Source organism: Pseudalkalibacillus berkeleyi (assembly GCF_021608225.1).
In the GTDB taxonomy this organism is placed as follows: Bacteria; Bacillota; Bacilli; order Bacillales; family Fictibacillaceae; genus Pseudalkalibacillus; species Pseudalkalibacillus berkeleyi.
Genome location: NZ_JAKIJS010000001.1, coordinates 2,954,736 through 2,976,375 on the forward strand (window position 1 = coordinate 2,954,736; position 21,640 = coordinate 2,976,375).

Consider the following 21,640-nt stretch of genomic DNA (forward strand, 5'->3'; position numbering starts at 1 on the left):
TCAATTTACTTCTGTTCAGTGACATGGACCTTTAACGTTGCTGTCACTTCAGGGTGGAGTTTAATAGGAACATTCGTATATCCAAGTGTACGGATAGGTTCGGAAAGTTCGATCTTACGCTTATCCACTTTATATTTCTTCTTTTTCAATTCATCAGCAATTTGCTTGCTTGTAATGGAACCGAATAATTTTCCGCCTTCTCCTGCTTTTGTAGAAAGCTCAATCGTTAATTTTTCAAGCTTATTTTTCAACTCAACAGCTTGGATGCGTTCCTCTTCGGCTTGCTTTTCTTCACTTTCTTTCTTTTTCTCAAGGGACTTCATGTTGCCTTTATTCGCTTCCTTCGCAAGGTTGTTTGGGAATAAGTAGTTTCTTGCATATCCTTCGGAAACGTTTTTCACTTCCCCTTGTTTTCCTTTTCCTTTTACGTCTTTCATGAAAATGACTTTCATTCCTCGTCTCCCCCTTCAAAATATTCATCTAATATTTCTTTTAAGCGTCGTTCCGCTTCTGCTATTGTTACATCTTCTAATTGTGCCGCTGCATTCGTCAAATGACCACCGCCATTCAACTTTTCCATGATCAATTGTACATTCACATCGCCTAATGAACGTGCACTTATACTAATTTTATCATCAATTCGTTTCGAAATGACAAATGATGCAAGCACACCCGACATGGATAACAATGTATCTGCAGCTTGAGCGATCAGCACTTGGCCATATTCTTCGTCTTCTTCACCAAGCGCTATGGCAATACCGCCTTTATATATAGCGGCGTTCTCAATTAACCTTGAGCGTTTCATGTAACGCGCAATGTCTTCCTTCAAGAACTTCTGGACAAGAATCGTATCTGCACCATGTGACCGTAAGTATGAGGCCGCGTCAAACGTCCTTGATCCTGTTCTAAGGGTAAAGCTTTTCGTATCCACTATAATACCTGCAAGTAAAGCTGTGGCTTCGAGAATGTCCATCTTTCGAAGCTTTGGTTGATACTCAAGTAATTCGGTTACGAGCTCTGCAGTTGAAGAGGCATACGGCTCCATGTAAACAAGAACAGGATCGTTAATGAATTCTTCTCCTCTTCGGTGATGGTCAATGACAATCACCTTCTCGAGTTTATTTAATAATTTCTCTTCAATGACAAGAGATGGTTTATGAGTATCTACAACGACGAGCAGCGTATTAGGTGTTGCTCGCTCTAGCGCTTCTTCTGGTGTGATGAAGTGGTCCCAAAGCTCTTCTTCTTCTTTTATCTCTTCAAGCAACCTTTGAATACCAATATCCACATCATTTTGATCAAGTACGATGCTCCCAGGCTTATCATTAATACTTGCGACTTTTAAAATTCCTATACTTGCACCAATCGCATCCATGTCCGGATTCTTATGACCCATGACAATGACTTGATCACTATCTAACACGAGTTCCGTCAATGCATGAGAAATAACTCGGGCTCTCACACGTGTCCGTTTTTCCATCGGATTGGTCTTTCCGCCATAGAAACGTACTTTACCATTCGTTTGCTTAATGGCTACTTGGTCACCACCACGACCAAGCGCTAAGTCTAGACTTGATTGAGCGAGTTGTCCTAAGTCTGGTAAATGAGCCGATCCACTTCCAAGACCAATACTTAATGTTAAAGGAATGTTCTGCTTCGACGTTAGGTCACGTACTTCATCTAGTAATGCGAATTTTGTTTTCTCTAGGTCTGACAATATACGTTGGTTCAAAACCGCAACAAATCGTTCGGATGATGTACGTTTCAAGAAGATTCCGTAATTATTTGCCCATTGATTTAAGATGGAGGTCACCTTGCTATTGATATTACTTCGTACTTGGTCATTCATTCCTTGCGTCACTTCATCATAATTATCAAGGAAAATCAGACCCATGACCGTTTGTTCCTCATCGTAAAGTTGTTCCGTTTCTACTTGTTCGGTTACATCTGAAAAATATAACAAACGTTCTTCCCGTTTTAAATAGACTCGGTACTTCCTTTTATTAACTTTTATGATCTCTTCTTTCTCTTCACCTTTAATAAAAGGGATCAGTTCTTCAGAAATCAAGTTCAGTGAGTTCCCTATAAACGACTCCTGTTCGATGATTGTCGTTAAATAAGGATTCGTCCAGTCGATCTTATACTGGTCATTATATAAAATAATTCCAATCGGCATTTCCATTAATGCTTCTTCCCCAACCTTTTTCACTCGGTGGGACAATGTAGATATATAATCCTCAATCTTGGATCGGAATTCAATTTCTTTAATCAAAGCAAAATAAATCGTTGCGCTTAAGACGACAAAAGCAACGATTCCGACAATCCAATTATAAAAGGTAATGATGCCAATAAATACAGCCAAGATGACAAGTAACAAGATGATATGTAAGTCTTGCCACCTTTTCTCAAAATACTTTGGCATGAAGGTCAGCTCCCATGCTTCAGGCTTTAATCCGATTTCTTAAATCAAACCCTAGGTCAATTATACCTAAGATACGTACGAGATAAAATCCTAGCGGTATGATAAATAGCGAAATGGTAATCAGTACAGGGAAGGTCTTTCCTTTCCCCTTCTTCCAAAAATAAAAATATATAAACGCTAGCCCTTGAATAACGAGTATGATTTCGAGGACAAGATATAAATTCATTGTAACGATATATAAGGCAGAACCTTCTTCCGGATTAGTAAAAAAGACTAAAATCGTTGCAAGATAGTACCACATGATACTCCTTGGAAAAGACCAGTTACGGAACGGCTTCCATTCCGGTTGGTCGACTTTTAATCTTTTGAGCACTAAAGACGAAATAAAGATCGTTATAAAAGCGAGAACTACTGCCATTAGAATAAAAAATGCCGGGAGTATATAAGGGATAATCGTGACTAATTCTTGTAATTGTTCGACACTCTCTTGTACGTCTCCTCCCATCATGCCACCAACGCGCTCAGTAAGTGCAATCGTCTCCTTAATAGATTGCTGGGATAAGGTTGCAAGATTAATATCCATAAACAAAATACTAACGACGTAAATGAGGATTAAGTTCGCTAAATAAGCTAGCGTCCCCCCTAACAGCAAAGCAAAAGCAGAACTTTTCCTTTGGTAGAGCGCACCTAATACAACTCCGACCGTACCGAACATAATCGGTATGTTAATAGCTGCTAAACTACCGAGAATAACAGACAAAACGATCGCTATGATGCCGAGTAATATACTCTTTTTGAATCCATGTCTCACTGTATAAACAATAAAAGGTAATGGTAATAAAAATAATGTAAACGCAGATAATATCGGTACATAAAGCGTTATTAAAAATAATACAGCATAAAGGGATGCCAGTATAGCCCCTTCAGTTAGTGCGCGTGTTTGATTCACTTTGTCACCTCATCTGTGTCCTTTTCTGTATGTAAGATACCTTTTCTATTGTATGAGTTATTCCATTGCCTATCAAACGTTATAACCTATGAAATTAGCTACCACATTTGATCTTCAAATTAGAAAAGGGTTCTTATCTGTCATGTTAGCCGAGATAATGAGGATTTAACCTATCTTCTATTACGTTTCCATCCTTTAATCTCATATGATAAGCATACGCTTCTTGTCTAGATGAAACAATCCTTTTCAGTGTTCCGTCAATATAATGAAGCGCTACTCCATCATCCGTAGCAATTCCTTCTTTTATTTTCCCTTCAGATAATGCATCAAGGTAAGCGGGTCTTCTTGAAGTCTCCCCATCAAAATGCGGACAGTTACTTCCATTTAAGAAACCAAGACAGGTGATTGGTGTTATCTTCCCAGGGATTGAGTCTGTAAGACCCTGTTCAAACCAACATATTGACCCAGCACTCAAACCTGCAAGGATTGTTCCCTTTTTCCAGGCCCGATATAAGATCGTGTCTAGTCCCCAAGCTCGCCAAAGCGCAAGAAGATTCTTCGTGTTGCCGCCTCCCACATATAAGATGTCTTGCGCCATTACAAATGATTCTATCGACTGAGGAGGTTGATACAACGAAAGATAGTCTGGTTCACAATCCAATGATCTGAATGCGTTCATAAATCGATTGATATAACCATCAGAATCGCCGCTAGCAGTAGGAATGAAACAGATTTTCGGCTTTTTAACATTGGTTTGATTTAATATGTATTGATCGAGCAAGGGGTTTTCCGGTTCCATTGAAAAGCCGCCTCCACCCATCGCGATGATTTGAGATGCCAATATAAACACTCCTAAAAACACCATAAGTATGAATAAGTTCCATGCACGACAATGAAATCCTTTATAAAAGTTATGTAACTTACTTAAGGAAAAAGAGCTCAATAGGCTCATTCATTTAATTGAGCTAGTTAATTGATACCTGGTCATGTAGGCCCATTTATTTCACATCGTGTGTCAAGCGATGGAGGACACCTCTACACTGGAATCGAGATGAGGGTATAACAATAAAGGAGAATGGGGGTTGGCCATACATTTCCGGCTCTATTAACTAGCTACAATACTTATACTATGCTCAGTGGACAAGTCTGTTTGGACAAGTGTTGACGTCTCCAGCACATTTTTTAAAAGAAAAGCAAAATCGCCTTGTTCAGGTGCGAAGAGCGCTGGAAGTTCCTCGCAATATCACGCTCTTTGTGTTGTAAGAGGAAACGAAGCGACCTCGAGCACCTAGGCGATGCAGCTAGACATCAAGAAAAGCTGCAGCCACCTGATAGACACGTAGGTCACTGGAAACCTGACGAGGAGGCTGTTGCCGCCGCAGGAAGGTTGAAATGATCCAAGTGTCTGGTGGCGAAGCTAGACATCAAGAAAAGCGCAATCGCCTTGTTCAGGTGCGTTAAGCGCTTACGTACTACAATTTTTTTAATCAAAAAACAGTAGGGAACGAATCCCTACTGTCCTTTATACTACTCTGCTGAGTATGGTAGCAATGCCATTTGACGGGCACGCTTAATTGCTCTAGTCAATTGTCGTTGATACTTCGCAGAAGTTCCAGTTACACGACGTGGAAGAATCTTTCCACGCTCGGAAACGAAACGCTTAAGAAGATCAATGTCCTTATAGTCGATGTAAGTGATTTGGTTCACTGTAAAGAAACAAACCTTTTTACGCTTTCTACCTCTAGGTCGAGCCATTATTACCCCTCCTTCTATTTTTATTTCGCTCATTTATTAATGGTTGATGTCCTTAGAACGGTAAGTCGTCATCAGAGATGTCGATTGGTTTACCGTCATTCGCGAAAGGATCATCATTAAAGTCGTTTTTACGGTTCTGATTGCCACCGCCGAAATTCTGGTTGCCAGAATTTCCGTAGCCGCCTTGACCACCTTGTCCTGAACCGGAACCTGCGAATGGATTGTTGTTGTCTTGACCACCATATCCTCCGCCTTGATTCGACGATCCAGATCCTTTAGGTTCAAGGAATTGGACACTTTCTGCCATAACTTCGGTTACGTATACCTTCCGACCTTCATTGTTGTCATAAGATCTCGTTTGCAAACGGCCGTCAACACCGGCTAAGCTTCCTTTTTTCAAGAAATTCGCTGCGTTTTCAGCTTGTCTGCGCCACACTACGATGTTAATGAAGTCCGCTTCACGTTCACCTTGTTGGTTCGTAAAAGGACGATTCACTGCTAGTGTGAAATTCGCCACGGCCACCCCGTTTGGAGTATACCGTAACTCTGGATCTTTCGTTAGTCGGCCGACAAGAATAATGCGGTTGATCACCAGAACCACTCCTTATATTACTGCTGTTCGTTTACGATAGTCATAAATCGAAGAACTGTGTCATCGATTTTCATTAGACGGTCAAATTCGTTAATAGCTTCAGTTTCTGCATTTACATACATTACTGAGTAGTAGCCATCACGGAAATCATTAATTTCATAAGCAAGACGACGCTTACCCATGTCATCAACTTTTTCAATTTCAGCACCGTTATCTGTTAGGATGCTCTTAGCTTTTTCAGCTGTTGCTTTCTTAGCTTCCTCTTCTAGATTCGGGCGCAGAATGTACATGATTTCATATCTACGCATTCCGGTCACCTCCTTTTGGTCTTAGCGGCTTTTACGTTTGTAAAAGCAAGGAGAGTCAATTATTTGTTCAATAACAACTCACACCGACCTATTATAGCAAAAAGCCTAAGTATAGACAAGGGTTTTAGGAAATCAATCGTTCTCTACAGTAATCTGCTCTTTTTGAAAGGCTGTTTTCGAAAACTTTGTCGCTCTTTAAAATTAGTTGATTTCCGATCAAATTGCACAAGATGTTTCGTAGTCTATGGGTGGCAGCGAGGAAATCGTTCTACGGAGCACTTATAGATGGCTAATGGGTGCTCGATAGCAAAGAAATTGTTCTACGGAGCACTCATAGAGGGCTAATAGGTGCTCGGTAGCAAAGAAAATGTTCTACGGAGCACTCATAGATGGCTATTGGGTGCTCGGTAGCGAGAAAATTATTCTACGGTGCACTCATAGAGGGCTAATAGGTGCTCGGTAGCAAGAAAATCGTTCTACGGAGCACTCATAGAGGGCTAATGGGTGCTCGGTAGCAAAGAAATTGTTCTACGGAGCACTCATAGAGGGCTAATGGGTGCTCGGTAGCAAAGAAATCGTTCTACGGAGCACTCATAGATGGCTAATGGGTGCTCGGCAGCAAAGAAATTGTTCTACGGAGCACTCATAGAGGGCTAATAGGTGCTCGGTAGCGAGCAATTCGTTCTACGGAGCACTCATTAATGGCGAATGGGTGCTTGGCAGCGAGCAATCTGTTCTACGGAGCACTCATAGAGAAGACATACATGCTCAACAAAATGAATAAGGGAAGATTTTGTGCCAAAAATCATTCAAAAAAAAACGACTACCGTTTCCGGTAGTCGCAATTTGTTGTTATACGTTAAAGCGGAAGTGAATAACGTCTCCGTCTTTGACGATGTATTCTTTTCCTTCGAGGCGGACTTTTCCGTTATCACGAGCAGATCCCATTGAACCAGCACTTACTAAGTCATCATAGGAAACAACTTCCGCACGGATGAATCCACGTTCAAAGTCTGTGTGAATGATTCCCGCTGCTTGAGGCGCTTTAGTACCGTGTCGGAATGTCCAAGCACGTACTTCTTGTTCGCCGGCTGTGAAGTATGTTGCTAATCCAAGCAGGTTGTAAGCTGCACGGATTAATTGATCAAGCCCACTCTCTTCAATGCCAAGCTCTTCAAGGAATGCTTGCTTCTCTTCCCCTTCTAACTCAGCAATTTCGGATTCCACTTTAGCACTAATGACAATGACTTCTGCATTTTCATTAGCAGCAAATTCACGAACACGATCAACAAGCTCGTTTCCGCCTTCAAGCAACTCATCTTCAGCGACATTTGCTACATAAAGAACGGGTTTCATCGTTAATAAATGAAGACCTTGAACGAGCTTTTTCTCTTCTTTTTCCAGTTCGACACTACGTGCAGGCTTTTCCGCTTCAAACGCTGCTTTCAATTTAGAAAGGATTTCATATTCATACGAAGCATCTTTATCTTTCTGACGTGCTAATTTTTCTACACGAGTCATACGTTTTTCAATCGTATCCATATCTGCAAAGATTAATTCTAAATTGATGGTTTCAATATCGTCAATAGGGTCGACTTTCCCTGAAACGTGTGTGATATTCTCATCTTCAAAACAACGAACAACGTGAGAAATCGCATCTACTTGGCGAATATGTGAAAGGAATTGGTTACCTAGCCCTTCGCCCTTACTTGCTCCTTTAACAATACCTGCAATATCGGTAAATTCGAAGTGGGTTGGTATCGTCTTCTTCGGATTCACAAGTTCTGTTAGCTTTTGTAAACGTGAATCTGGAACATCAACGATTCCAACGTTTGGATCGATTGTACAGAACGGGTAGTTTGCACTTTCCGCTCCAGCTTGAGTAATTGCATTAAATAAAGTAGATTTACCAACGTTCGGTAATCCTACAATCCCTGTTGTTAAAGCCATCTATATACACTCCTTTAATGTGTGAACACCAGTTATACATCTTTTCCAATTATAGAGAGAGATGAGCAAAAAGACAAGCAACGAAACAGATTCGCGCATATTCAACCTGTCATTTCTAGGTCTTTTGTTTCACGTGAAACATTAACCATATAGAAGTGACCTCAAGCACCTAGGTACCTGTCCATCTGTACAGGGAATGGTGATCGTTAGTCAAAACAAAAACAAAAGGCGGCGACTCCAGCGGGAAAAGCAACTGCCTGAAGACTCCGCACTAAATTTATGATCTTCGACTAACTTCCACTACGTCCTGTTCAAGTGAGTTCGAGGAGGCTGAAACGTTGCCCGCGGAAAGCGTCCACCTTTTACTGTTCATAAGCAAAAAATAAGCAAGCCGTTGGTTTCGGCTTACTCTTTTTCAGTCAATACTTTCTTCATTTTCCTAACAAATTCTCTTCTTGGAAGCATGACACTATGTTCACACCCCATGCATTTAATTCGGATGTCTGCACCTAATCGAATGACTTTCCATCGATTTTCTCCACAAGGGTGAGGTTTCTTCATTTCAACAATATCATTCAGTTCAAATTCTTTTGTTTGACTCATAGTGTCAACCTCCTATCACGGTCTTATTGATATCTATATCTTACAAAGGAAAACATTTATACGCAACTATCATTGTGTTTATTAAGTGGGCTTCCTAACATCCGTTTACCCTCCACTTCTATTCAAAAATGGCTGAAGGAGGATAGCGGCGAGAATGTATAGGTTAAGGATGCCATAAATCGGGTATAAAATCGCTATAAGCGTAGAAAATCCAAAGCTTGTCATCGGGATCATGATGAATAATAAAATGGCACTCATGAGCCAAAGAGGAAGATTAATGGACTTGCGGAAGCGCGTGACAATACCAAAAACGCCTGATGCAGCTGTCGTATAAATCGCGATCCATAAGAGAATGGACATGATTAGCACCCAAAAGTAAGGATAATGCTTGAGAATGGCAAAGAGCGGTATTTCATATAAGACAATTTCATTGGCTATTGATAGCAGGGATTGATTGTATAAAAGGGAAATGCCACCTAAAATGACCCCACTTCCGATACTAGCAATTAAGATTTCTCCTTTCCTACGGATCTGATTCCCCACTGCAGATAACACGGCAACTAAAGGTAAAATATTGAGCGCTGTAAAGGTGAACGCAGATGGCCAGTTTGCATGGTGCTTAAAGTCAAATGGAATTTCGGTCATATGATGTTTTGTGAAGACGAACAAAACAAAGACTAACAGAGTAACGAGTATGGGAATGACGAACGTGTTCATAGACAGCATGCCCTCGACATCCCAGAAGAATAATACGATCAATAATCCAACAATGATTAGAACCCCGAACCAATACGGAATTCGAAAGGTATGTAAAGTCGCACCTCCCCCTGCCAACATTACAACAGTTGTTGAAAATAAATAGATAATGATTAAACCATCAAAGTAGATTGTAAGACGAGACCCGATCAGTCTTTCTAATATAGGGCGATAATGCATACTTTTATGTTGTTGACTAATCGACATGATGACATAGCAACAATAACTGAACAAGAGGGAAAACAGTCCTATAGCCAGTACACTTTCTTGGCCAAAAAATTGCCACAGTTCGCGTCCTGAGGCATACCCTGCTCCAATAACGGTACCTAATATTAGAAACATCCATTGAAACCCTGATCGCACCAAATCTTTATCCTCCCTAACGTCTAGTATTTATCGGATTTATGTATAACGTCCAAATTTTATCCGTATACTGATACTACTATTACAAAGGAGAGGGTCCTATGAATCTAAAACGGAGAATACTTTCAAAAAAGCCGTTTCAATATAAAATTCATCATGAGGATGAAGATGCGGTCCAAGAAGTTACACGTAATTTAGTCAAGCTGTTACCGAGTGGTCGTCCAATTGTAATTGTTTGTATTGGAACAGATCGTTCAACCGGCGACTCTTTAGGGCCACTGGTCGGTACTAAATTAAAAGCAAAGCATTCTGCGTTTTACGAAGTTTATGGGACCCTAGAAGACCCTGTTCATGCGGTTAATTTAGAGGAAAAGCTAGCGCAAATTGAGAAAGCACATATTAATCCTTTTATTATTGGAATCGATGCTTGCTTAGGGAAGTTAAGTAGTGTTGGGATGATTTCATTAGGAGAAGGACCAGTCAAACCTGGAGCAGCAGTCAAAAAACAACTTCCACCAGTTGGTGACATTCACATGACCGGTATTGTTAACGTGAGTGGATTCATGGAATATTTCGTTTTACAAAATACGCGATTGAATCTAGTCATGAAGATGGCCGATTCGATTGCAGAGGGCATTTATCTGTCCAGTTTGAGGAAAAGCTTTCAAAAGCGACCACCAGAACGCCCCATTACAAAAGATATCGCAGAATTACATTAGGAAAATGTAAAGAGCTGACCCAAAAGGATTTTGATGTCCTTAATGGGAAGCTCTTTTTTGTGTTTAACCGTTTATGCACGATAATTTCGATATATGCACGATAATTTCGATATATGCACGATAATCTCGATATATGCACATTAACCATCTTTTTAACGAAAATAGGATGCCCCATACAACTATTTCATAGATGTTTTGGGACATCCCCTTTCTTTGGTTAACTACCAAAGTTAACAGGATCCCTTTTGTTTAAAATGGTATAAATGAAAAAAAGTCTAAGATCACTTTTTTATACGGCAAGAAATAGATCAGTACCCCAGCGATTAATAGGCTTGGGAGAAGATTCAATACTTTCACATGTAATACTTTCAGTAGGTTCAAGCCAATAGCACAAATCAATATGCCTCCGGTTGCAGTCAATTCTGTAATTAACACGTCCAGCTGATCGGGACTGAATAAGCTTTGGATTTGAGTCGCCATTAATGCGATCGTCCCTTGATACAAAACAACAGGAACAGCTGAAAATATAACACCAAATCCCATCGTCGTAGTAAAAATCATGGATATGAACGCATCAATTAAAGCCTTCGTATAAAGCACCTCATGATCAAGTCTTAGCCCACTATCCAGCGCTCCGACAACCGAAAGCGCACCAATTACAAATACTAATGTAGCCGTTACAAATGCTTTTGCTACACTTCCTTCGCGTTTTGCACCTGATTTACGTTCAATCCAAGAACCGAGTGCATTTAAGTGATCATCTAATCGGAGACTCTCTCCAATGACACCACCTAGCGCAAGACTAATAATAACAATAAGGATATGGTTGCTTTGCAGTCCCATTTTTATGCCGAGTAGAACTACAGCTAGACCCATTGCTTGTAATACTGTTGTCTTCGTGCTTTCAGGGATTTTCGTAAAAATCAACCCAAACAGCGTACCAATGGCAATGGCTAACCCATTTACGATTGTTCCTAGAAGTACCATGGTTCCCCTACTTTCTCACAAACTATAACTTGTTTAATAATCGACTAAATCACCAATGGATCAAGGTCTCCCTTCTCCATACACATCGATATTGTTCGAAAAGAAAAACCATCTTCACGGATGGTTTCTGTCACTCTCTGCCTTCTAGTAAATCCAATATCCGGTTTAGATCATCTTTTGAGAAAAAATCAATTTCAATTTTTCCCTTTTGTTTCTTCTGTTTGATCGTTACAGATGTTCCGAATCGGGCTCTTAGATTTTCCTCTTTCTCTTTCACAAAAACATTCTTCTCTTGTTTTGGCTCTTTCGTTTCACGTGAAACATTTTGATTCATTTGCTGGACTAGCATTTCTACTTGTCGAACACTTAAGTTTTCTTTTGTGATCCTTTGTACGATTGCGGATACTTTCGCTTTATTTTTTAATGCCAATAAGGCTCTGCCGTGACCCATGCTGAGTTCCTTTTCGGCTAACATTTGCTGAACGAGCGATGGTAGCTGCAATAGGCGTAAATGATTAGCGATATGGGGACGACTCTTTCCTAATCGGCTGGCCAATTGTTCTTGGGTTAGATCTAATTCTTTCATCAGGCTAGCGTAAGCTTGTCCTTCCTCAATTGGATTTAGATCTTCCCGTTGCAGGTTTTCAATGAGAGCGAGCTCCATCATATTCTGATCATTCAAGTCTCTCACCAAAACAGGTATTTTCTTAAGTCCACATTCTTTGGCAGCGCGATACCTCCGCTCCCCTACTACTATTTCATAACCCTTAATGCTCTTTCTTACTACAATAGGTTGTAGAATTCCATATTCTTTAATAGACTCTTTCAATTCTTCTATCGCATCTTGATTAAATGTCTTCCTTGGTTGATAAGGGTTGGGTCGTATTTCATTCATTTTAACCTCTTGGATCTCATTCTCTTGATGTGATTCATTCGGAGGAAAAAACGCATTAATTCCTTTTCCTAAACCTTTAGCCATTCGACATCACTTCCTTTGCGAGCTCTAAATAAACTTCTGCTCCCCGGGATTTCGGGTCGTAAATAATAATCGGTTTGCCATGGCTTGGTGCTTCACTTAGACGTACATTCCTAGGAATGACTGAACGGTACACTTTATCTTGGAAATATTTCTTAACTTCTTCTATCACTTGAATACCTAAATTGGTTCTCGCATCAAACATCGTAAGCAACACACCTTCAATCATTAACTCCGTGTTGAGGTGTTTTTGAACTAATCGTACTGTGTTAAGTAATTGGCTTAATCCTTCTAGCGCATAGTACTCACATTGTACAGGAATGAGGACTGCATCAGCAGCTGTTAATGAATTGATCGTCAATAAACCAAGAGAAGGTGGACAATCAATGATTACATAATCAAATTGATTACTAATTTGATCAATCGCACGCTTCAAACGCACCTCTCGAGAAATGGTCGGTACGAGCTCAATTTCTGCACCAGCAAGTTGAATAGAAGAAGGAATGACAGATAATCCTTCTACGTTGGTTTGATGAACGACTTTGCGAGCATCTAAATCATCGACAAGAACATCGTATATGCACTGATCAATATCACCTTTATCTATACCTACCCCACTCGTGGCATTACCCTGAGGGTCTATATCAATTAATAACGCCTTTTTTCCTAAATAGGCTAAACACGCACCAAGATTTACTGATGTGGTCGTTTTGCCAACTCCGCCCTTTTGGTTAGCAATTGCAATGACTTTCGCCACAATGTCACCTACCCTTACCCTACACTACTTTTTTCTTATTCTATCATAATACTCGAAGGCCAATGGACTTTTTTAGAACGCTCTTTTTGTATTCCTTGTTGTTTTCTTTGATTGCCACAGAAATATATTCGCTTCCTCCTCGCTCACTTGTACAGGATGTACTGGCTTCGACCTTAGGCCCAGAACGTGGCTGCTTTTAGTCGAAGATCAATTACTAAATACAAATAAGACTAGCTCCGTAAATGGTAGCTAGTCCTAGTAATCAGTCAATCTAACGATTATTTCTTAGGAATTCTGATTGTAATTTGGTAGCAATCTTCCAGATCCTCTTCCTCTGTATCAATGGTTAGACCCGTTTGGTGGACCATATCAATAGATTGTCGGATTGTATTCATTGCTAAACGCATATCTTTACTAACAGATTTTCTTTTCGGCTTTGGTTTCGCCTTCTTATCTGGATTTTCAGCCTCTAGCAACTGTTTAATCCGCTCTTCTGTCTGCTTTACATTTAAACTACGCTCTTTAATTTCCGCAAGCACTTTTTCTTGTTTTTCAGGTACTTTCAAAGAAATGAGCGCTCTGGCATGACGTTCTGTAATTTCTTTATTCAACAGGGCATTCTGAACCGCTTGTGGCAACTTTAACAGCCTAAGCTTATTGGCAATTGTTGATTGCCCTTTCCCTAGGCGTTGAGCTAGACTCTCCTGTGTTAGACCGTGTATTTCAATCAATTTAGCATATGCAGTTGCTTCTTCGACAGCTGACAATTCTTCTCTTTGTAAATTCTCAATCAATGCAATCGAAGCAGTTTGAGATTCGTTAAATTCTTTGACGATCGCTGGTATCGTCAACCAACCGAGCTTTTGTACTGCACGGTAACGGCGTTCACCAGCTATAATTTCGTATTGCTCTTCCCGACGCCTCACTACGATCGGCTGTATAATACCATGTGTTTTAATCGTCTGAGATAATTCTTCTATACGTTCATCAATAAAGACCGTACGTGGCTGGTATCGGTTAGGTACTATATCTTTGATTGGTATTTGAAGCACTTCTTCGTTTCCACTAAACTCTTCTTCTACATTCGATTCAGCTTCAACAGAACCCTCTTCAGCCTCAGAAGTCTTCTCTCCTAGACCAAACAATCGTGAAAACGGATGTTTCATCACTTACACCACCTTTATCAAACTCCATACATAACTTTCTACAGGCTGATTCCTATTTCCTTTCATCAAGGGGTATCTTTCTTCCGACAAAATAGGATGTTTCACGTGTAACTAAAGTGGGGCTTTATTCGGTGTACCAGGCTTTCTAGGGTATTTTTTCGGTGTCGATTTTTGTTTTCGGACGAAAATTAAATTTCGTTCACTTTCTTCAATTGGAAGGTGGAGTTGTTCCAACTGCTCAAAACGACCACCCAATAAATGAATGGCATTCTTAGCATCTTCCAATTCATCGGATGCATTGGCTGCTTTCATTGCCAGGAATGTTCCGTTCTCTCGGACTAATGGAAGACATAATTCTGTTAGTACAGAAAGACGCGCTACCGCTCGAGCCGTAACAAGATCATAGCCTTCGCGATGCGATTTATTCTTCGCAAACGTTTCAGCTCGATCATGGTAAAAATGAGTATTTGTTAAATTCAATTGTTTAGAAAGGTGTTCAAGGAACGTAATCCGTTTATTCAATGAATCAACGATTGTAACATCTAAGTGTGGAAAACAAATTTTCAGTGGGATGCTTGGAAATCCTGCACCCGCTCCTACATCACAGACTTTTGTCACCTTCGTAAAATCAAAATGAAATGCAGCGGTGATAGAGTCGTAAAAGTGTTTCAAATATACACCTTCCCGATCCGTTATAGCTGTCAGGTTCATCTTTTCATTCCACTCTACTAATGTCTTGTAATATGTATCAAATTGATGAAGCTGGTCTGGAGAAAGGTTAATACCTTTCTCCTCCAGCATGTGTTGAAATTGTTCAATATTCATAGGGGACCCCCATTACTTGGCAAGTTTTGCAATCTTACCTTGTTCAAGATAGACGAGTAGAATTGATATATCCGCAGGGTTAACACCTGAAACGCGGGAAGCTTGTCCGACAGATAACGGACGAACTTCTGATAGCTTCTGCTTAGCTTCAGATGCTAGGCCATTAATCGCATCATAATCAATACCTTCAGGAATTTTCTTCTCATCCATTTTCTTTACTTTTTCCACTTGTTGAAGCTGCTTATCGATATAACCTGCATACTTTGTCTGTATCTCAACTTGTTCGCCTACAACGTCTGGTACCTCTTGCTCAGCCGGTGCAATCCTTCGAATCACGTCATATGTGATTTCCGGTCTTCTTAAAAGTGACGCTGCACTCATAGGTTCTTTCAATGCACTGCTTCCTGCTTTTTCAAGGATCGCCTGAGTTTCTTCGTCTGGTTTAACGGACGTATGCTCGAGACGATTAATTTCTTCTGCGATTTGTTCTTTTTTATATAAAAATCGTTGGTAACGAGCTTCAGGAATCAACCCAATATCATAACCGATCTCTGTGAGTCTAAGATCCGCATTATCATGACGCAATAATAATCGATACTCAGCTCTTGAAGTGAGTAATCGATACGGCTCATTTGTACCCTTGGTTACAAGATCATCGATTAATACACCAATATAGGCTTCAGAACGATCCAAAATAAGGGGCTCTTCACCTTTAGATTTTCGAGCTGCATTAATACCAGCCATTATACCTTGACCTGCTGCTTCTTCATACCCGCTTGTTCCATTCAATTGGCCAGCAGTAAATAAATTGTTCACTAACTTAGTCTCAAGTGATGGCCATAATTGGGTCGGAACAATTGCATCGTATTCAATCGCATAGCCCGCACGCATCATTTCGGATTTTTCAAGCCCTGGAATCGTTGCTAATATCTTCCGTTGAACATCTTCAGGCAGACTCGTTGAAAGTCCTTGTACATACACTTCTTCAGTGTTTCGTCCTTCAGGTTCTAGGAAGATTTGATGACGAGGTTTATCATTGAATCGAACGATTTTATCTTCAATGGAAGGACAATATCTTGGACCTGTTCCTTCAATCATACCAGAATACATCGGAGAGCGTTCTAGGTTGGCATTGATTAACTCATGCGTTACTTCCCCCGTATACGTGAGCCAGCAAGGGATTTGGTCCGTAATGTATTCCGAAGTCTCATAAGAGAAAGCTCTTGGCTGATCATCACCTGGTTGCATTTCTGTTTTACTGTAATCAATTGTATTTGAATTTACCCGTGGTGGTGTACCGGTCTTAAAACGCACCATGTTGAATCCTTGTTTCTGCAAATCATGTGAGAGATTAATGGATGGCTGCATGTTATTCGGTCCACTTTCATATGTCAGCTCACCTATAATAATTTTACCTCTTAAATACGTTCCAGTAGTCACAACGACACTTTCCGCATAATAGGCAGACCCAGTCTTCGTAACGACTCCTTTACATACGCCGTCTTCTATAATTAACTCCTCAACCATACCTTGTCGGAGGGTCAAGTTTTCTTCTTGTTCCATCGTCTTTTTCATTTCATTCTGGTAAAGGAACTTATCTGCTTGTGCACGTAAAGCACGTACTGCAGGACCTTTTCCAGTATTCAACATTTTCATTTGGATATGGGTCTTATCAATATTTCTTGCCATTTCCCCACCAAGCGCGTCGATTTCTCGAACGACGATCCCTTTAGCAGGACCACCTACTGATGGATTACAAGGCATATAAGCAATTGTATCCAAATTCAACGTCAATACGAGCGTACTAGCCCCCATTCTTGCTGAAGCCAATGCAGCTTCTACCCCTGCATGACCTGCACCAACAACAATGACATCAAATGTACCCGCATCATATCGTTTCATATCGGAACCTCCTATTTTTGTTCCTTGATTATTTCCCGAGACAGAATTGCGAGAATAACTGATCAATTAAACTTTCTGATACAGTATCTCCAACAATTTCACCTAAAATTTCCCACGTTCTAGTAATGTCAATCTGAACCATATCAACTGGAAGTCCAGACTCTATACCATGAAAGGCTTCTTGTAACGATCGTTTTGCTTGTTTTAACAAAGAGATATGTCTTGAATTGGAAACATACGTCATGTCCCCTAACTCGACACTTCCTGAGAAGAACAGCTCTTTAATGGATTCTTCTAATTCGTCGATGCCTTCTTCTTCTTTAATAGATGTACTGACGACTGGATGATCGGATGCTAAACGACGAACTTCATCCATGTCGATTTCTGGAGTTAAATCGGTCTTATTTACAATGACGATTACGTCCATCCCACGTGCCGCCTCAAATAATTTTCGGTCTTCATCCGTTAAGGCTTCACCATTATTCAAGAGCAATAGAATCAAGTCAGCCTCTTTCAATACTTTACGCGATCGTTCTACACCTATTCTCTCAACAATATCTTCTGTTTCACGGATACCTGCTGTATCTACAAGTCTAAGTGGAACACCTCGAACATTGACATATTCCTCTATGACATCCCTTGTCGTACCAGGAATGTCTGTGACGATTGCTTTGTTTTCATGAACAAGACTGTTGAGTAAGGACGATTTTCCGACATTCGGACGTCCAATTATGACCGTAGACAATCCTTCTCGTAAAATTTTCCCTTGTTCTGCCGTTTGGAGTAGAGAATCAATTTCATTTTGAACATATCCTAGCTTCTCTATTAACAGTTGATGCGTCATTTCTTCTGCATCATATTCCGGATAATCGATGTTAACTTCAACGTGTGCGACAGTCTCAAGTAAAGTTTGTCGAAGCTTTTGAATCAAATTAGACAACCGACCTTCCATTTGATTCAATGCAACATTCATCGCTCGATCTGTTTTCGCACGAATTAAGTCCATAACCGCTTCAGCTTGAGAAAGATCAATTCGACCATTTAGAAAAGCTCGTTTTGTAAATTCACCAGGCTCAGCAAGTCGAGCGCCTCCGCTCAATGCAATTTCAAGAACACGATTGACTGAGATGAGTCCACCGTGGCAATTAATTTCAATCACATCTTCACGCGTAAAAGTCTTCGGTGCTCTCATGACCGTCACCATGACTTCTTCTGCTTTTTCCTGCGTATCTGGATCAATAATAAACCCATAATGTATGGTGTGGCTATCTACTTCTTTTAATGATTGTTTTCCACGAAACATTTGATCAGCAATGTCGAGCGCGTTTTCACCACTCAATCGAACGATGGCAATTGCAGCTTCCCCCATAGGGGTGGATATTGCTGTGATCGTATCTCCTTCCATCGTTTTCACCTCTTTTCTCTATGTTTTCCCGATTCATACTTCCTAACACAACAGATTAGCATACTTTTGTATTTCTATAAATTATCTATCTTCTATAATCGTTACATTATATAACATGAACTTCGTTGTGTATTTCGTTTATCCACTGTGGATAATTATTGATCGACCTTTTTTGAGTTAAAAACAAACTTATCCACAACTTACTAGTTTAATTCTTTCCTAAGCAAGAATCAATCTAAATGCAATAAAAAAAGTGTCTATCCCTTCTCCTAGCATTAGGATCTGGAATGAGACACTTTTCAATGTTCGTTCTCTTACATCGAAGTAGGCTTAATGATCACTCGACGGTGAGGTTCACTACCTTCAGATGAAGTTTGAACTTTATGATTAGATTTCAATGTCATATGGATAATTTTACGTTCCATAGAAGGCATTGGCTCTAAGGAAACTTTCTTGTTGATCTTTAACGCTTTTGAAGCCAAACGATGGGCAAGTCTTTCTAGCGTTTCTTTTCGACGCTCACGGTAATTTTCAGCATCTAAGATAATGCGTTGGTATTCATTTGACGATTTATTAGCAACTAAATTGGTCAAATACTGCAATGAATTGAGCGTTTGACCACGCTTACCTATTAGAATCGCTATTTTTTCACTTACTAGATTCAAAATGGTTGCATCTTCATCCTCTAAAACCTCGACGGAAAGCTCAACCCCCATTTTTGAAGCAACACTTTTCAAAAATTGGATCGACTCACCAATCGGATCTGGTTTAAGAGTAACTTGAACGACTGCAGGCTTTGAACCTAATCCGAGAAAACCTTTCTTCGATTCCTCTAATATCGAAACTTCTACCTTATCTTCAGATGTCTGTAACTGCGCTACGGCTTCTTGAATCGCTTCTTCTACTGACTTGCTCGATATCGTTACTTGCTTCACTTTTTCGCGCCCCCTGTTACATCACTTTCCTTTTTTTTCATAGGAAGGGTAATAAAATAGGTTTGTGCAATCATGAATAAGTTCCCGACTACCCAATAAAGGGAAAGTGCAGCTGGAAATGTTACTGCAAATACAACAATCATGACTGGCATGATGTAAAGCATCATCTTCATTTGCGGATTAGCTGACATTGCATCAGATCCGCCCATCATGATTTTTTGTTGTAGATAGGTTGTCACACCTGCAATTAAAGGTAATAAGTATATTGGATCAGGATTTCCTAAATCAAACCATAAGAAGTTATGATTAGCGATTTCCTCTGTCCGCATAATAGCATGATAAAAGCCTAATAGAATAGGCATTTGGATAATCAACGGCATACAACCTGCTAAAGGATTCACACCATTTTTTTGGAACAGTTGCATCGTTTCTTGTTGTAATTTCTGCTGTGTCTTTTGGTCTTTTGAACTGTATTTCTCACGTAAAGCTTTAATTTCTGGCTGGATTTGCTGCATAGCCATTGAACTTTTCGTTTGTTTAATCATTAATGGTAATAAGACTAAACGAATCAACAATGTAACAATGACAATTCCAAGTCCATAGTTTGAATTGAAGAACTCAGATACCTCAGTAATCAACCAAGACAATGGATAGACGATATACTCGTCCCAGAATCCAGTGCTTTTATCATTTATGGGCTTGTCAAGTGAACACCCTGCTAATACCATAACCATGAAAATGGCCGGAATTATTAAGCCTATTCTCTTTCTCACTTGCTAAATCCTCCTTACAACGGTACCTCTTTTCACAATATATAAAAAAGGTTATTCCCGTCCCATCTTCTCCTTTTCAGGTACAGGATCAAATCCCCCAGGATGAAACGGATGACATTTCAAAATCCGTTTCAACGTCAACCACCCTCCAACAATAGCACCATGCTTCTCTACTGCTTCCAAACCATAGGATGAACAGGTTGGATAGAATCGACACGATGGTGGAGTAAATGGTGAAATGCATTTCCGGTAAAATTGGATAAGTACCATGAATATATATTTCATACCTTTATCCTCTCGATACTTTCAAAAGCTTGGAACGTTTCATCACATGGATTAAACTACTCTTCACTTCATGAAAATCCATACTAGAGGTTGGTTTTCTTGCGATAATCACATAGTCATATGAAATCCGAATATCTTTTTCTAATTCATGAAAAGCTTCACGTACGTAACGCTTTACTCTATTTCGTGTAACTGCGTTCCCGATTTTTTTACTAACGGACAAGCCTAATCTAAAATAGTCTTGATCCGATTTTTTAAGAAAATAAACGACGAATTGTCGATTAGCGAAGGATTCTCCATTTCGGAAAACCTTTTGAAATTCATCGTTCTTCTTTATTCGATACTTTTTTTTCATTCGGATTCACTCCGTACTAGCACTTTACTTAGATCCATAACACTGTCGAAAATTGAATGTTTCATGACAGTGAAAAAAGACCACTGTTTATCCAGTGGCCTAGGCAGATAATACTTTTCTTCCTTTTTGACGACGACGAGCAAGAACTTTACGTCCATTCTTAGTACTCATACGCGCACGGAACCCGTGTACTTTCTTACGCTTACGATTATTTGGTTGAAATGTAGGTTTCATGTATTTACACCTCCTCGAGGATTTCAGGTACAATTAAAAAATTGCTTTTAGACAGTCTTTGTAATTATAAGAACATCTGCAGTTTCTGTCAAGCTTCTCTTAAATGTTTGGGCTGTTTTCGTATAATTTGTTTTCTATTGTATTCCATCTACTGGTCATTAATGGATCACACTTGTCCATCCATTATTTAAACTTGTCCTCTATCTTTTCTCCATTCTATGCTCACAATTTTCCTCAAATAGATCACCTATCATTTTTCACTATAAAGTTATCAACAGTTCAGAAAAAATGATCGTACAAATAGTAAATGTTCTGTTGTGGATAAATAATCGACACATTTTTTGCTATCCACAACGTTTATCGACAAATTACACACAAAATATAGTGCTGTGGAAAACTTTTCTTCACAAGGTGTTGTAAATGTGGATAACCATAAAAAACTCATTGCAACAACAGGTTCCTTTTGATATGATTATTGTGTTTTAGTACGTTCAAAACTTCCTTAAATAAATATCTTATCCACAGCGTGTGGATAAAAATGTGGACACTCGTGCACGGTTGTGTATAAGCTTGTCCACACATTTGTGTATACAGAATATATCTCCTGTTTCTTCTATATTAAT

23 protein-coding genes are annotated in these 21,640 nt (G+C 39.8%); 1 reads left to right on the forward strand and 22 read right to left on the reverse strand.

What is annotated here, in order from left to right; translation table 11 throughout:
* Positions 1 to 5 precede the first annotated feature (5 nt).
* The 10 genes from rplI to L2716_RS15330 all read right to left on the reverse strand — a co-directional run bounded on the left by rplI (position 6) and on the right by L2716_RS15330 (position 9,677).
* Positions 6 to 452, reverse strand: coding sequence for a 50S ribosomal protein L9 (gene rplI / locus L2716_RS15285; protein WP_236337719.1), 447 nt, complete (start codon positions 450 to 452; stop codon positions 6 to 8).
* The gene (locus L2716_RS15290) at positions 449 to 2,422 is read right to left on the reverse strand and encodes a DHH family phosphoesterase (protein ID WP_236337720.1); all 1,974 of its coding nucleotides are present in this window, start codon (positions 2,420 to 2,422) and stop codon (positions 449 to 451) included. Before L2716_RS15290 ends, rplI begins: the two co-directional genes overlap by 4 nt.
* 19 nt (positions 2,423 to 2,441) lie before the next feature.
* A complete protein-coding gene (locus L2716_RS15295; protein ID WP_236337721.1) occupies positions 2,442 to 3,371 on the reverse strand; it encodes a YybS family protein in 930 nt (309 codons plus the stop codon).
* A 145-nt stretch (positions 3,372 to 3,516) separates the two neighbouring features.
* Positions 3,517 to 4,236 (reverse strand): Type 1 glutamine amidotransferase-like domain-containing protein, encoded by a 720-nt coding sequence (locus L2716_RS15300; protein ID WP_236337722.1) that lies wholly within the window; start codon positions 4,234 to 4,236, stop codon positions 3,517 to 3,519.
* 662 nt (positions 4,237 to 4,898) lie between these two features.
* Positions 4,899 to 5,126 carry a 30S ribosomal protein S18 gene (gene rpsR / locus L2716_RS15305; protein WP_226552531.1) on the reverse strand — a complete coding sequence of 76 codons (228 nt, stop codon included), beginning with the start codon at positions 5,124 to 5,126 and terminating at the stop codon, positions 4,899 to 4,901.
* Positions 5,127 to 5,178: 52 nt separating this feature from the next.
* Positions 5,179 to 5,718 carry a single-stranded DNA-binding protein gene (ssb, locus tag L2716_RS15310; RefSeq protein ID WP_236337723.1) on the reverse strand — a complete coding sequence of 180 codons (540 nt, stop codon included), beginning with the start codon at positions 5,716 to 5,718 and terminating at the stop codon, positions 5,179 to 5,181.
* 17 nt (positions 5,719 to 5,735) lie between these two features.
* Positions 5,736 to 6,026, reverse strand: coding sequence for a 30S ribosomal protein S6 (gene rpsF, locus L2716_RS15315; protein ID WP_236337724.1), 291 nt, complete (start codon positions 6,024 to 6,026; stop codon positions 5,736 to 5,738).
* Between the two features lie 852 nt (positions 6,027 to 6,878).
* The gene (ychF, locus tag L2716_RS15320) at positions 6,879 to 7,976 is read right to left on the reverse strand and encodes a redox-regulated ATPase YchF (RefSeq protein WP_236337725.1); all 1,098 of its coding nucleotides are present in this window, start codon (positions 7,974 to 7,976) and stop codon (positions 6,879 to 6,881) included.
* Positions 7,977 to 8,381: 405 nt separating this feature from the next.
* Positions 8,382 to 8,579, reverse strand: coding sequence for a DUF951 domain-containing protein (locus L2716_RS15325; RefSeq protein WP_236337726.1), 198 nt, complete (start codon positions 8,577 to 8,579; stop codon positions 8,382 to 8,384).
* 105 nt (positions 8,580 to 8,684) lie between these two features.
* On the reverse strand, positions 8,685 to 9,677 hold the full coding sequence (locus L2716_RS15330) for a YkvI family membrane protein (protein ID WP_329610123.1): 993 nt from the start codon (positions 9,675 to 9,677) through the stop codon (positions 8,685 to 8,687).
* 122 nt (positions 9,678 to 9,799) lie between these two features.
* On the opposite strand from L2716_RS15330, the gene yyaC reads away from it, so the two are divergent.
* Positions 9,800 to 10,417: a spore protease YyaC gene (gene yyaC / locus L2716_RS15335; protein ID WP_236337728.1), complete on the forward strand. Its 618-nt coding sequence runs from the start codon at positions 9,800 to 9,802 to the stop codon at positions 10,415 to 10,417.
* Positions 10,418 to 10,666: 249 nt separating this feature from the next.
* On the opposite strand, the gene L2716_RS15340 is transcribed toward yyaC, so the two are convergent.
* The 12 genes from L2716_RS15340 to rpmH form a co-directional block, all read right to left on the reverse strand.
* A complete protein-coding gene (locus L2716_RS15340) occupies positions 10,667 to 11,404 on the reverse strand; it encodes a DUF554 domain-containing protein (RefSeq protein WP_236337729.1) in 738 nt (245 codons plus the stop codon).
* 130 nt (positions 11,405 to 11,534) lie between these two features.
* Positions 11,535 to 12,383, reverse strand: coding sequence for a ParB/RepB/Spo0J family partition protein (locus L2716_RS15345; protein WP_236337730.1), 849 nt, complete (start codon positions 12,381 to 12,383; stop codon positions 11,535 to 11,537).
* Positions 12,376 to 13,137, reverse strand: a complete 762-nt coding sequence (locus L2716_RS15350; protein WP_236337731.1) for a ParA family protein — start codon at positions 13,135 to 13,137, stop codon at positions 12,376 to 12,378. The genes L2716_RS15345 and L2716_RS15350 overlap by 8 nt, the downstream gene beginning before the upstream one ends.
* A gap of 278 nt (positions 13,138 to 13,415) precedes the next feature.
* Entirely contained in the window at positions 13,416 to 14,303 is an 888-nt protein-coding gene (gene noc / locus L2716_RS15355; protein ID WP_236337732.1) for a nucleoid occlusion protein, read from the reverse strand.
* A gap of 111 nt (positions 14,304 to 14,414) precedes the next feature.
* Positions 14,415 to 15,128: a 16S rRNA (guanine(527)-N(7))-methyltransferase RsmG gene (rsmG, locus tag L2716_RS15360; protein WP_236337733.1), complete on the reverse strand. Its 714-nt coding sequence runs from the start codon at positions 15,126 to 15,128 to the stop codon at positions 14,415 to 14,417.
* 12 nt (positions 15,129 to 15,140) lie between these two features.
* Positions 15,141 to 17,030 carry a tRNA uridine-5-carboxymethylaminomethyl(34) synthesis enzyme MnmG gene (mnmG, locus tag L2716_RS15365; RefSeq protein ID WP_236337734.1) on the reverse strand — a complete coding sequence of 630 codons (1,890 nt, stop codon included), beginning with the start codon at positions 17,028 to 17,030 and terminating at the stop codon, positions 15,141 to 15,143.
* A 28-nt stretch (positions 17,031 to 17,058) separates the two neighbouring features.
* Entirely contained in the window at positions 17,059 to 18,435 is a 1,377-nt protein-coding gene (gene mnmE, locus L2716_RS15370; RefSeq protein WP_236337735.1) for a tRNA uridine-5-carboxymethylaminomethyl(34) synthesis GTPase MnmE, read from the reverse strand.
* A gap of 314 nt (positions 18,436 to 18,749) precedes the next feature.
* Positions 18,750 to 19,370 (reverse strand): RNA-binding cell elongation regulator Jag/EloR, encoded by a 621-nt coding sequence (gene jag / locus L2716_RS15375; protein ID WP_236337736.1) that lies wholly within the window; start codon positions 19,368 to 19,370, stop codon positions 18,750 to 18,752.
* Positions 19,367 to 20,143, reverse strand: coding sequence for a YidC family membrane integrase SpoIIIJ (gene spoIIIJ, locus L2716_RS15380; protein ID WP_236337737.1), 777 nt, complete (start codon positions 20,141 to 20,143; stop codon positions 19,367 to 19,369). The genes jag and spoIIIJ overlap by 4 nt, the downstream gene beginning before the upstream one ends.
* 51 nt (positions 20,144 to 20,194) lie before the next feature.
* Positions 20,195 to 20,428: a membrane protein insertion efficiency factor YidD gene (gene yidD, locus L2716_RS15385; protein ID WP_236337738.1), complete on the reverse strand. Its 234-nt coding sequence runs from the start codon at positions 20,426 to 20,428 to the stop codon at positions 20,195 to 20,197.
* Between the two features lie 4 nt (positions 20,429 to 20,432).
* Complete coding sequence (gene rnpA / locus L2716_RS15390) at positions 20,433 to 20,783, reverse strand: ribonuclease P protein component (RefSeq protein WP_236337739.1); 351 nt, start codon at positions 20,781 to 20,783, stop codon at positions 20,433 to 20,435.
* Positions 20,784 to 20,882: 99 nt separating this feature from the next.
* On the reverse strand, positions 20,883 to 21,017 hold the full coding sequence (gene rpmH / locus L2716_RS15395; protein WP_221567513.1) for a 50S ribosomal protein L34: 135 nt from the start codon (positions 21,015 to 21,017) through the stop codon (positions 20,883 to 20,885).
* Positions 21,018 to 21,640: the final 623 nt, after the last annotated feature.